Below are 12,983 nucleotides of genomic sequence, written 5' to 3' on the forward strand. Positions count from 1 at the left end.
AACCCCCGCTCTATCCACCTGAGCTACGAGGCCATATAGATTGCATGGCGGAGGGGGTGGGATTCGAACCCACGGCTCCTTTCGGAGTCACCGGTTTTCAAGACCGGCTCCTTAAACCGCTCGGACACCCCTCCAGCAGTAAGACGATAGATAGTATAACATAAACTTTATAACTAAACAAGAAGCTGTTTGCGCCAAATTTAAACAATAAAGCAACAAACAATATAATAATCTAATTGCATTAATGCTCTTAGCATTAATCAAAAAAACTTTATTCTAATCTAACCGATAAATTCCGTACCCATGTATGGAACCAGTGCTTTCGGAATCCTGATTCTACCATCTTCTTCTTGATAGTTCTCCAGAATAGCCGATACGGTCCTGCCGATGGCCAGTCCGCTGCCGTTTAAGGTATGCACAAACTCCACTTTTTCCTTAGGTCCGCGCCGAAAACGAATATTCGCTCTTCTAGCCTGAAAATCATTAAAATTGCTGCAGGAAGATATTTCCCTGTACAGATTAAAGCTTGGCAGCCATACTTCAAGGTCATACGTTTTAGCAGAACTAAATCCAAGATCGCCGGTGGATAAAGCAATAACGCGGTAAGAGAGTTCCAGTTCCTGCAGAATCGCTTCAGCATCCGCGGTCAGCATCTCCAACTCATGGAAGGAATTCTCCGGAAGGGAGAATTTTACAAGCTCAACTTTATTAAACTGATGCTGGCGGATCAGCCCGCGGGTATCCCTCCCGGAAGCTCCAGCTTCGGCACGGAAACATGCACTGTAGGCACAAAATTTAATCGGAAGCATATCTGCTTCAAGGATCTCATCTCTGTAAATATTGGTGACTGGTACTTCTGCTGTAGGAATCAGGAAATAATCGGTTTTTTCCACTTTGAAAGCGTCTTCTTCAAATTTGGGCAGCTGACCGGTGGAAAACATAGACTGCCGGTTGACCATAAACGGCGGAAAGACCTCCGTATAGCCTTTGGCGGCATGCCTGTCCATCATAAAATTGATCAAGGCTCTTTCTAGGCGCGCTCCGAGCCCTTTGTAGAATGTAAATCGAGTTCCAGTTACTTTGCCGGCCCGGGCAAAATCTAAAATATCAAGTTTTTCCCCCAACTCATAGTGGGTTAGCGGTTGAAATTCAAACTTCCTGGGTTCACCCCATTTGCGGACTTCGATGTTATCGTTTTCATCTTTACCAACCGGAACAGATGCATCGGGAATATTCGGGATCAAATAGAGTACTTCCAGCATTTTTTGCTCGATCTCGTTTAAACTGTCATCCAGCGTTTTAATGTTCTGACCAACCTCACGCATTTGAAGGATCAGCTTCTCGGCATCCTGCCCGCTTTTCTTCCGCCGGGCAACTTCTTCAGATACCTTATTGCGTTCCGCTTTCAGATTTTCCGCCTCAAATAAGATTTGCCGTCTTTTTTCCTCTTGGCGTAAAAAATCATCCAGGTTGATATCGGCACAGCGTTTCGCTAACGCTTCTTTGACAATCTCGGGATTGCTGCGCACAAATTTTAGATCGAGCATAACGGGCCCCTCCTATTTTCGATACTGATCAACGATGTTAATGAAATATTTATGAATTCTGGTATCGTCTGTAAGCTCGGGATGAAACGCGCTGGCCAGAATATGATCATCCCGAACCAAGACAATCTTTCCGGCATATACGGCCAGCACATCGACCTCCGGACCTGCTTCCAACACATACGGCGCTCGAATGAATACGGCCCGCAGATTTCCGCCTTCCAGTCCCTTAACCGGGATATCCGCTTCAAAACTCGCAATCTGCCGCCCAAAAGCATTTCGTTTGACGGAAATATCCAGAAGACCCAAAGAATACTGGCTGCTCTGATCAATTTTTTTACTAAGTAGAATCATGCCGGCGCATGTCCCAAAAATGGGAAAACCTTCACCAGCCATTTCTGCAATTTTGTCACCAAAACCGTCAATTTCGAGCTGCTTACCAATTGCTGTGCTTTCCCCACCGGGAATAATTAATCCACTGATTCCTTTTAAATCATCGACACTGCGGACTTCAACCGCCTCAACTCCAAGTCTTTCCAATAATTTGCAGTGCTCGCGAAAAGCGCCCTGGATAGCCAGGACACCAATTTTCTTTTTCATGCTCACCAGCCCCGATCCTGCATTCTTTCCGCCGGAGCAATCGAGGAAATCTCCAGACCAGGCATTGCTTCCCCAATTTCTTCTGAAAGCTTAGCCAGCATGTCCGGATCATTGTGGTGGGTGGTTGCGAGAACAATCGCTCTGGCTCTTTTGGTCGGTTCAGAGGATTTAAATATGCCGGAGCCAACAAAAATACCATCGCAGCCCAGCTGCATCATAAGGGCCGCATCGGCCGGGGTCGCAATTCCGCCAGCTGCAAAATTAACAACCGGAAGTTTTCCGTGTTCGGCAACATATAGAACTAAATCGTAGGGCGCGGCCATTTCCTTGGCCGCGGTCATCAGTTCCTCCTTTGGCATCGTGGTCAGTCTGCGGATATCGGCCATGACCGTCCGCATATGGCGCACAGCCTCGACTACATTGCCTGTTCCGGGCTCGCCTTTGGTGCGGATCATCGCAGCACCCTCACCGATTCGACGCAGGGCCTCACCGAGGTTGCGTGCACCGCAGACAAACGGCACTTTAAATTGATTCTTGTCGATGTGATAAAGGTCGTCAGCAGGGGTTAGCACTTCGCTCTCATCAATGTAATCTGCACCAAGTGCTTCCAGGATCCGGGCTTCGACAAAGTGTCCGATTCTTGCTTTGGCCATAACTGGAATCGTTACAGCCTCCATGATCTTTTTAACGATAGTCGGATCGGCCATTCTTGCTACACCGCCTGCGGCCCGGATATCAGAGGGTACCCTTTCCAGGGCCATAACTGCACAGGCTCCGGCTTCCTCAGCTATTTTTGCCTGTTCGGGTGTTGTGACGTCCATAATGACGCCTCCTTTTAACATCTCCGCCAAGCCCGTTTTTACTTTCCATGAAGCTACCTCAACCATGAATGATTCCTCCTAATAGATCTGTTAATCGTAATATTGTTCCCTGTTATAATCATTTTATTAATCGTTTATTCTTCTTCTTCTTTACTTACAAATTTAGCTACGGCCACAACCTTACTGTCGCCTGTCCTCATTGCGGTTACCCCCTGGGCCGATCTTCCCTGAACGGAGATGCCGCTGACTTCCTGACGTATCACAATACCTTCATCGGTAATGACCATCAGTTCCTGATCGGCGGTGACGACCTTGACGGCAGCCAGAGGCCCGGTCTTGGAAGTGACTCTGTGCCCGATGATGCCTTTGCCACCACGTCCCTGGATCCGGAAATCATCCAGTTCGCTTCGTTTGGCAAAGCCATTCTCGGTAACTGTCAGCAATTCTAAATCACTGGCGGTTTTATCGACAACATCCATCGCAATAACATAGTCATTTTTCCTGAGAGAGATTCCTCTTACACCTCGGGCTGTCCGTCCCATAGCTCTGACATCCTCCTCGGAGAAGCGGATCGCCAGGCCCAGGCGGGTTGCAATCACGACATCGTCATTTTCTTTCGTGAGACGCACGCCGATCAGTTCGTCATTTTCATCCAGCGTCAGCGCAATCAAGCCATCACTTCTTTTCGTGTCATAATCCTGGAGCGAAGTCTTTTTGACAATCCCGTTTCTCGTTGCTGTCAGCAGGTTGAATTGGTCTTTAAACTCCTTGACAGCAATCGTCGCGGTGACTTTTTCATCCTGCGCGAGACTCAAAAGGTTCACGATCGCAGTACCTTTGGCTGTTCTGCTTGCTTCAGGTATTTCATGCGCCCGCAAACGGTAAACCTTGCCGCGTGAAGTGAAGAAAAGAATATGATGATGCGTAGAGGCAATAAACAGGCTCTCCACAAAATCATTTTCTCCGGTAGACATACCGGTGACTCCACGGCCGCCTCTCCTCTGGCTGTGGTAGGTATTTAAAGGCAGTCTTTTGATATACCCTCTGTGCGTGACCGTAATCACAACGTCCTCATCCGCGATCAAATCTTCAATTTCCATCTTCGTCGCATCAAAAGTGATTTCAGAACGTCTCGGATCCGCAAATTTATCCCTGATTTCCTTCAGCTCTGCTTTAATAATTTCGCGGACCATCTTATCTGAGTTAAGAACAGCCGTGAGATAGGCGATCTCATCCATCAGCTTCTGATACTGGGCATCCAGTTTTTCGCGTTCCAAACCGGTGAGCCGCTTTAAGCGCATGTCCAGAATAGCCTGAGCTTGTCTGTCGCTGAAATCAAAGCGCAGAATCAGTTTTGCTTTAGCAATGTCATCATCCTTGGAAGAACGAATGATTTCAATGACTTCATCGATATAGTCCAGCGCCTTGCGCAGTCCTTGCACGATATGTGCCTCATCTTCCGCTTTCTTCAGTTCAAACCGACTGCGCCGGACAATAACCTCTTTTTGGTGTTTGATGAAGTATTCCAGCATTTCCTGCAGGTTGAGTACTTTCGGGGTATTGTCAACAAGCGCCAGCATATTGATCCCGAAGCTGTCTTCCATCTGGGTATGCTTATACAGCTGATTCAGGATGACTTGAGGAGTAACATCCCTACGCAGTTCGATCACGATGCGCATCCCTTTCATCGTGGTCTCATCGCGCAAATCGGTTATACCTTCAATTTTCTTTTCCTGAACAAGTTCAGCAATCTTTTCAATCAGCCGGGACTTATTAACCACATACGGAATTTCCGTAACAACGATTTGCATTTTCCCGTTTTTCTCAATCTTTTCGATATTGGCCTTCGCCCGGACCTTAATTGATCCTCTGCCGGTTGTGTACGCGCTGATGATACCCTCCGTGCCCATGATCTGGGCGCCGGTCGGAAAATCAGGTCCTTTAATGAATTTCATCAGATCTTTGATTCCCGGTCGGGACGCTCCATCCTCATTATCTTGACTGTCTATCAGATAAATGACACCGTCGATGACTTCGCCCAGATTATGCGGCGGTATGTTCGTGGCCATCCCGACAGCAATCCCGGAAGAACCGTTAACCAATAGGTTTGGGAATTTTGCCGGCAAGACGTCCGGTTCTTTTTCTCTTTCATCATAGTTCGGACTAAAATTAACTGTATCCTTATCAATATCAGCCAGCATATACGTAGCCAGCGGAGCCATCTTCATCTCCGTATAACGCATGGCAGCCGCTGAATCACCATCGATCGAACCAAAGTTGCCATGCCCGTCAATTAAAGGGTAACGACTGGAAAAATCCTGCGCCATCCTGACAGACGCATCATAGATTGAAGAGTCTCCATGCGGGTGATATTTCCCCATGCAATCTCCGACCAGTCTGGCCGATTTACTATACCCTTTATTAGGCGTCATCCCTAATTCATTCATCGCATAAAGGATCCTGCGATGAACCGGTTTCAGCCCGTCGCGTACATCCGGCAAGGCTCGACTGACAATTACGCTCATGGAATAATCTATAAATGATTTTTTTAATTCATCGGAAATCTCAATGGGCAAAACCTTGCCACTAAAAAGTTCCATGGACATGGTTCAACGCTCCTTTAAATATCCAGATTTCGTACATCCCTGGCATGTTTTTGAATAAATTCCTTACGGGGCTCTACTTTGTCACCCATGAGTATCGTGAATAACTCATCCGCTTTCATGGCGTCATCCATTTGAACCTGGAGAATGGTCCGGGATTCAGGATCCATTGTTGTCTCCCAAAGCTGTTCGGGATTCATTTCACCAAGACCTTTATAGCGTTGGATTTCTGTCTTTTCTCTGCCGACAGTTTCCATAACCTTACTCAATTCTTTATCACTATAAGCATATTGAATTTGTTTACCGTTTTTAATCTTAAAAAGCGGTGGCTGCGCAATATAAACATAATGATTTTCAATCAGCGGTTTCATATACCTGTAGAAAAATGTCAATAAGAGAATCCGGATATGTGCACCATCGACATCGGCATCTGTCATAATCACAACTTTATGATAACGGGATTTTTCAATATCAAACTCTTCAGATATTCCGGTACCAAGTGCTGTAATCATTGCTCTTATTTCTGTATTTCCTAGGATCCTATCCAAACGGGCTTTTTCGACATTCAGGATTTTACCTCGCAGCGGTAATATAGCCTGGAATTTTTGATTTCTTCCTTGTTTGGCTGAGCCGCCGGCACTGTCTCCTTCAACAATGTACATTTCACAGTACCTTGGATCCTTCCAGGTGCAGTCCGCCAGTTTACCCGGCAAAGAAGTACTTTCCAGCGCACTTTTTCTGCGCGTGAGGTCTCTGGCCTTGCGGGCGGCAAGTCTCGCTCTGGTCGCCATCAAGCCTTTTTCAACAATCTTTTTAGCAACGGCCGGATTTTCTTCAAAAAAGGTCGATAGACCCTCGCCAACCACGCTGTCGACAATGGATCTTACTTCACTATTGCCCAGCTTAGTCTTCGTCTGTCCTTCAAACTGAGGTTCCATGATTTTAACCGAAATAATGGCTGTAAGGCCTTCTCTGACATCCTCACCACTTAAGTTATTCTCATTGCCTTTTAAAATATTGTTTTTGCGCGCATAGTCATTCACTACCCTGGTTAAAGCAGCTTTAAAGCCTGCTTCATGCGTTCCGCCTTCTGTGGTATTGATATTATTGGCATAAGAAAACAGGGTTTCGGTATAGCTTTCGTTATACTGAAGAGCAATCTCAACCTTCGTATTATCTTTCTCCGTTTCAAATACAATCGCTTTTTGGTGAATCGGATCTTTATTTTTATTTAAATATTCTACAAAATCAATCAGCCCATTATTGTGATTGTAGACATCTTTCATATCCGTTCGTTCGTCGATCAGCGTAATCGTGACACTTTTATTCAGAAAGGAAAGCTCCTTTAAACGATGTGCCAGAACTTCATAGTCATAAACGATATCTTCGAAGATTTCCGGATCAGGCTGGAAAGTAATCATCGTCCCTGATCTTCCCTGGTACGTACCAATTTCCTTGAGTTCAGTCAGTGTTTTTCCGCGTGAATATTCCTGGCTGTACTTTTTTCCATCTTTTTTAATCTCAACACGCAAATTGACGGAAAGCGCATTCACGACGCTCATCCCAACTCCGTGCAGGCCACCGGAAACCTTATAAGCTTCATTATTGAATTTTCCGCCGGCATGTAATACTGTCAAGGCAACTTCTACTGCCGGCTTTTGCATCTTTGCATGCATATCGACCGGTATACCGCGTCCGTTATCTTTAACAGTAATACTCTCACCCTGATGAATGATAACCTGTATTTCATTACAGTAGCCAGCCATTGCCTCATCAATGCTATTGTCAACAATCTCATATACCAGATGGTGCAAACCACGGCTGCTGGTGGAACCAATGTACATACCGGGGCGCTTGCGAACAGCTTCTAATCCTTCAAGTACTTCTATCTGGCCGGCATTATAATCAGATCCGGGATTTATTTGATTTGCTAATTCCGATTCATTTTGCAAAGCTGTTCCCTCCCAAATTTATCCTTTAACCTTAATATTATACTATAAAAACTGCTTTCATTCAAATATGAAGACCTCCCAGATTCCGGAGGTCAATAAAACAACGAATCGTCTTTCTTAAAGAAAACTTGGCTGGTGCCAAGCCTTTGGCAGAAGCCTTAGCATTACTTAGATGTATCAAAAAGTACTTACACTTGCTGATATACTAAAAAATACTTCCGCTTTGTGATCTTTTCATTAACGTCGATGAAGAAATCGGAGATAGATAATATTCTGAATCCGTCATCACAAATGATTTTTCTTTTCCTTTTTCAGTAATATTCTGTACAGTTCCCTTTTTCATCATTTTATTCAACAAACTTCGGGAAATCTGACTGCTTCCTGCTGTATCCAAATCAAGAATCAGAATGATTTTGTCTTTTCTTACCATAATATTATTACCGATGTGTAAAAACATCAACTATTCCCTCCTTATATTTCCATTAAATACCCGATATACCGCTGCGTTCTGATTTAGACGATCATCTACATCCGTCATAGTGATGATCGTCTGTTTTTGCAGGGTATTGATATATTCAATTAAATAGTCCCTCCGATATTCATCCAATTCAGAAAGAACATCGTCCAACAGCAAAATTGGATATTCATCTTTTTCATTCCGAATGATTTCCATTTCAGCCAGCTTTAGACTGAGCACCAGAGAACGCTGCTGGCCCTGAGATGCAAACATTCTTGTATCATTTCCATTCAGATAAATAATTATTTCGTCGCGGTGTGGTCCGAATAATACAGCTTTTCTCTCAATTTCCTGCATCATTTTTTTCTCAAGTATTTCCGGAAAGCATTGTAAAGCCTGCTCTAAATCCTTTTTTCCTAAGGCTTGATAAACAATATCAAGATGGTCCTCATCCGAAAAAATACTTTGAAATATCTTTCTGCAGTGAGTATTCAGTTTATCTGTAAATTCGAAGCGATTAATGATAATTTTGGAACTAATCTCACAAATCTGCTCATTCCAGGCCTGGAGCTGAATTTTTAACAGATTAAAATTCCTTTCGTTTTTTAAAAGAATATTTTTCTGATGAACAGCCCGTAAATAAGCATTGAGCAGGGCAAAATGCGCAGGTCTAACCTGGGCAATCAACAGATCAATAAAACGCCTTCTTTCGTTGGGTCCTTTTTTGACAATATTTAAATCATCCGGATAAAAAGAAACCCCATTGACTGTACCAACATAATCTGAAAGACGTTTACAAGCCAATTGGTTAATCTTCATGACTTTTTTTCCGGTCTCGTAATAACTCTCCAGTATGAAGAGCCTTTCTGAAACCTGAAAAGAACCTGAGAGATAAAAATTTTTTTTTCCCCTGCGTATTAAATCATTTTCTGACTTGCAGCGGGCCGATTTACCGCTAATAAGATACCCGATTCCTTCAAGGATATTCGTTTTTCCCTGACCATTGGAACCCATCAGCAAGTTTATTCCCGGCTGGAAGTCCACCTTTTGTTCTTGATAATTTCTGAAATTAACCAAATGTAAGTCTTTAATATACATATTTAAACACGAATCATCATGCTAATTTCTTAGCGGCAGAACTAAGCATAAGTATTTATCATTACTTTCGGGCCTGAAGATACAAGGACTAGATGATCCAGATACTTCCATAACCACACTTTCGGTGTCAACAACTTTAAGCAGGTCGATGATATACTTGGCATTAAAAGATATTGCAACGTCCTCTCCATTCTGTTCCACTTCAAGCTGTTCAAATACTTTACCCATTTCCGAAAAATGATTGATGTTTATATGGGAATTTTCAATATTAAAACGGACCGTATTGGTCTTCAAGTAATTGTCTTTAGATAAAAGCGAGGCTCTTTCGACTGCATCCATCAATTTTCGAGTATATATCAAAAGTTTCGTGTTGCATGTTGACGGAATGACCTGTTTGTAGCTTGGAAACTGTCCTTCAATTAGACGGGTGACAATTTGAACCTGGCTAAATTTAAAAATAATTCTGGAATTGTTAAAACTGATTAAAATAATGTCATCATCTTCCATTAGCCTATAAATCTCGTGCAGGGTCTTGGCTGGAATAATCCCGTTGAATTCTTTCTGATTTCCCTGTAAAAATTCATTGCTGAGTGCAAGTCGGTGTGTATCTGTTCCGACAAGTGTAATATTTTCTTTATTCACCTGAAGCAGCACACCGGTAAAAACAGGTCTTGTTTCTTCGACTGAACAGGCGAATATTGTCTTACGAATCATACTTTTAAAAAGTAAAGCTGGAAGTTCAATACTTTCATTGGATTCAATATCAGAAATCTCAGGATACTCTTCAGGATCATATCCGTTTACTGCAAAATCAGAGGAATCGTAAAAGATATTAATATTATTGTCAGTGCTTTCAATTTTAATTTCGGTATCCGGAAGCTTCCTGGCAATTTCCGAAAAAAGCTTGGCAGGTAAAACCACTTGTCCTTCTTCCTGAATATTGACCGGAACCTGGCAGCGGATGCCAATTTCCAGATCAGTGGCTTCAAACCAAAGGTTTTGTCTTTCTGCTCTCAGTCTGACTCCTTGAAGTATAGGAAGCGTATTTTTAGAGGACACTGCTCTTTGTACAGTGTTAATTCCTAAAATCAAATCTTCCTTTTTGCATAAGATTTTCATCGGATACCTCCTATGTATTCTGACTCCAATTCAAAATTATAACATAACTATTTACTATTCATAATAAGATATTAATTTAGTAGTAACCGTAGTAGTATAGCGTCAAAAATTGTGGATAAAAGGATCTGAAAAGCCAAGTATAGTTTCTATCTGATTGGATAAAAGTATTGATATTATGTGGAAATGATGGAAAGATATCCACAATTTTTAATATACAGTGTGTTTAAATAAATAAAATAAAGGTTCATCAGATTCTAACTTGATTTAATCTTACTGATAATGTCATTGATACTCTTTTCAACCAACGGATCATTCTTTTTTAGTTCACTGATCTTTTCACAGGCATGAATAACTGTCGTATGGTCCCGGCCTCCGAATTTATCACCGATCTGTTCCAAAGAAAGATCTGTCATCTCGCGGCAGAGAAACATTGCAATTTGTCTTGGAAAAGCAATGGTTCTTGTTCTTTTCTTCTGTTTGAATTCATGAATGGACATCTTATAATGTTCAGCCACACTTTTTTGAATCATATCGAGAGAAATTAATTTTTGATTTTTTTGAGGGATCATATCCTTTAATATCTCTTCTGCCAGGGTAACAGTTATCGGTTGATTAGTGAGCATGCAGTAAGCTGTTATTTTACTTAAGGCACCTTCCAGTTCCCGGATATTCGATTGAATCTCGGAAGCAATGAAAATAATAATTTCATCAGGCACAATAAAATTTTCCAGCTCAGCTTTTTTGCGTAAAATAGCAATTCTTGTTTCGTAGTCAGGCGGATTAATATCCGTTGTTAAACCCCATTCAAACCGCGAACGAAGTCTTTCCTCAAGTGTTGGTATTTCTCTCGGCGGACGATCTGAAGAAATAATGATTTGTTTGTTGGCTTCATAAAGGGTGTTAAATGTATGGAAGAATTCTTCCTGGGTACCTTCTTTGCCTGCCAGGAACTGAATATCGTCGATTAATAAAATGTCAATTTTGCGGTAAGTGTTCCGAAATTCGACCTGTCTTTCATAACGGATAGAATCAATCATTTCATTTGTGAACTGTTCCCCCGTGACATAGAGAATTTTCATCGAAGGAAAGTTCTTACTGATCACGTGGCTGATCGCATGCATCAGATGCGTTTTGCCAAGCCCGCTGCCGCCGTAAACAAATAAAGGATTATAGGATTTGGCAGGAGATTCTGCAACTGCGAGTGCTGCGGCATGTGCAAAGCGATTTCCGTTGCCGATTACAAAAGTATCAAAAGTGTACTTTGGATTCAAAGAATGAGACAAAATACCAAAATTTACGCCAGGGGTTTCTATTGGAGTAAGATCGGACTGATCTTGCTCAGCGATAAAGTTTAGAGTAACCGGTGCATTCAGGTAATTTTGAACAGTAGATTTAACGAGAGAGGAATACCTGCTTTCCAGCCAGTCTTTTGCGAACTCATTGGAAACACTGATGGTTAGCCGATTGTTGGAAAAATCAACGAGCTTTGTTGAAGATAACCAGGTTTCAAAACTGGGCTTAGATAATTCATCTTTCAATTTCTCAAGGATATTTTCCCAGAAAGCGTTTAAATATATAATATTAGGAGACATAGAGAACCCCCTTATTGATAGTGCAATAGCATCAGTAAAAAAAAGTTATTCACAAATATCAGGTTATTTGTGGATAACACCTCGGATAAAGAAGAAAAATTATACACATCCAATCATCAAACTATGGGCCGAACATTTACATTTATCATAACAAGTTTTCATTTCGTTATCAACAGTTAATTCAGAGTATCCAGGAAACTTCACAAACAATCCGGAGCTTCTCCATATTGTATTCACCTAGTTATTAACCAGTTATTTTCTTGACATAATAAAAATAATTGGAGTATAATTTTCTGTAGTCTGTCTTTCGTTTTTTGTTAGATCTATCAGAAAACCTCTAACATCTTTCTGATAGATTTAAGTGCAGCTAAGGCTGCGGCTAATAGCTTGGTGCCAGCTGAGTTTTTATTCTTGGAATTATAAGGGGGTGTTTGCTTTGAAAAGAACATATCAGCCTAAATCCCGTCGCCATAAAAGAGTCCATGGATTCTTAGAACGCATGAAAAGTACTGGCGGTAGAAACGTTTTAAGACGTCGTCGTTTGAAAGGTCGTAAGAAGTTAGCAGTTTAGGGCCGCAAGTTTGTGGCCTTTTTTGTACTGAACGCCCTTTGGCAATGCAAGGAGGGCTATATGCTGCTGAAGTCTTACAGATTAAAAAATAAGGCCGATTTTCAAAGTGTCTTTACCAATGGAAAAAGTTATACCTCAAGACAAGTTGTCATATACATCTTTCGAGGAAACAACAAAAAATTTGGATTTATTGCTTCCAAAAAAGTTGGCAATGCAGTTAAGCGCAACCGAGCCAAAAGGCTTATGCGTGAAGCTGTCCGTTTGAATATAGGCGGATTGAAAACGGATTGTGAAATGATTTTGATTGCCCGTACGGCTATCAACAAAGCAACTTTGCAGGAAGTTGAAAAATCTGTACTATATATTTGGAGAAAAGCGGGAATTTATGATGGTAAGAATGCGTAAAATCATGGAAACGGTTTTTGTTTCCATCATCGTTTTCTATCAACGATTTATTTCACCTCTGAAAGGACGAACCTGCAGATTTTATCCTACATGTTCGGATTATGCGATTCAAGCAATTAAAAAGTACGGGATCATCAAAGGGATTGGGAAATTGTTAATTCGGGTTGTCAAGTGCCACCCTTTTCATCCCGGCGGATATGACCCAGTTTAAGGAGGGTTCT

The 12,983-nt window shown here is 42.1% G+C and carries 12 protein-coding genes and 1 tRNA gene; 3 read left to right on the forward strand and 10 right to left on the reverse strand.

The features are described 5' to 3' along the window. Positions 1–45: 45 nt before the first annotated feature. The 10 genes from A7K50_RS07825 to dnaA form a co-directional block, all read right to left on the reverse strand. A tRNA-Ser gene (locus A7K50_RS07825) sits at positions 46–134 on the reverse strand. A 147-nt stretch (positions 135–281) separates the two neighbouring features. Then, a complete protein-coding gene (serS, locus tag A7K50_RS07830; protein ID WP_119775412.1) occupies positions 282–1,547 on the reverse strand; it encodes a serine--tRNA ligase in 1,266 nt (421 codons plus the stop codon). A 12-nt stretch (positions 1,548–1,559) separates the two neighbouring features. Next, positions 1,560–2,150 carry a pyridoxal 5'-phosphate synthase glutaminase subunit PdxT gene (gene pdxT / locus A7K50_RS07835; RefSeq protein WP_119775414.1) on the reverse strand — a complete coding sequence of 197 codons (591 nt, stop codon included), beginning with the start codon at positions 2,148–2,150 and terminating at the stop codon, positions 1,560–1,562. Further along, on the reverse strand, positions 2,147–3,031 hold the full coding sequence (gene pdxS, locus A7K50_RS07840; RefSeq protein ID WP_119775416.1) for a pyridoxal 5'-phosphate synthase lyase subunit PdxS: 885 nt from the start codon (positions 3,029–3,031) through the stop codon (positions 2,147–2,149). Before pdxS ends, pdxT begins: the two co-directional genes overlap by 4 nt. Before the next feature lie 68 nt (positions 3,032–3,099). Then, entirely contained in the window at positions 3,100–5,571 is a 2,472-nt protein-coding gene (gyrA, locus tag A7K50_RS07845) for a DNA gyrase subunit A (RefSeq protein ID WP_119775417.1), read from the reverse strand. Positions 5,572–5,585: 14 nt separating this feature from the next. Further along, entirely contained in the window at positions 5,586–7,520 is a 1,935-nt protein-coding gene (gyrB, locus tag A7K50_RS07850; protein ID WP_119775419.1) for a DNA topoisomerase (ATP-hydrolyzing) subunit B, read from the reverse strand. 205 nt (positions 7,521–7,725) lie between these two features. Then, the gene (locus A7K50_RS07855; protein ID WP_119775421.1) at positions 7,726–7,977 is read right to left on the reverse strand and encodes a DUF370 domain-containing protein; all 252 of its coding nucleotides are present in this window, start codon (positions 7,975–7,977) and stop codon (positions 7,726–7,728) included. 3 nt (positions 7,978–7,980) lie between these two features. Next, positions 7,981–9,075: a DNA replication/repair protein RecF gene (recF, locus tag A7K50_RS07860; protein ID WP_119775422.1), complete on the reverse strand. Its 1,095-nt coding sequence runs from the start codon at positions 9,073–9,075 to the stop codon at positions 7,981–7,983. A gap of 21 nt (positions 9,076–9,096) precedes the next feature. Continuing rightward, a complete protein-coding gene (gene dnaN, locus A7K50_RS07865) occupies positions 9,097–10,194 on the reverse strand; it encodes a DNA polymerase III subunit beta (RefSeq protein ID WP_119775424.1) in 1,098 nt (365 codons plus the stop codon). Positions 10,195–10,448: 254 nt separating this feature from the next. Further along, positions 10,449–11,786 carry a chromosomal replication initiator protein DnaA gene (gene dnaA, locus A7K50_RS07870; RefSeq protein ID WP_119775425.1) on the reverse strand — a complete coding sequence of 446 codons (1,338 nt, stop codon included), beginning with the start codon at positions 11,784–11,786 and terminating at the stop codon, positions 10,449–10,451. 436 nt (positions 11,787–12,222) lie between these two features. On the opposite strand from dnaA, the gene rpmH reads away from it, so the two are divergent. From rpmH to yidD, 3 genes are read left to right on the forward strand one after another with little or no spacing between them, the layout of a single operon-like run. After that, positions 12,223–12,357 (forward strand): 50S ribosomal protein L34, encoded by a 135-nt coding sequence (rpmH, locus tag A7K50_RS07875; protein WP_081580541.1) that lies wholly within the window; start codon positions 12,223–12,225, stop codon positions 12,355–12,357. Between the two features lie 60 nt (positions 12,358–12,417). Further along, entirely contained in the window at positions 12,418–12,762 is a 345-nt protein-coding gene (gene rnpA, locus A7K50_RS07880) for a ribonuclease P protein component (protein ID WP_119775427.1), read from the forward strand. 1 nt (position 12,763) lies between these two features. Next, positions 12,764–12,973: a membrane protein insertion efficiency factor YidD gene (gene yidD, locus A7K50_RS07885; protein WP_207666499.1), complete on the forward strand. Its 210-nt coding sequence runs from the start codon at positions 12,764–12,766 to the stop codon at positions 12,971–12,973. Positions 12,974–12,983: the final 10 nt, after the last annotated feature.

The sequence above is a fragment of the Dehalobacter sp. MCB1 genome, assembly GCF_003590275.1.
Taxonomy (GTDB): Bacteria; Bacillota; Desulfitobacteriia; order Desulfitobacteriales; family Syntrophobotulaceae; genus Dehalobacter.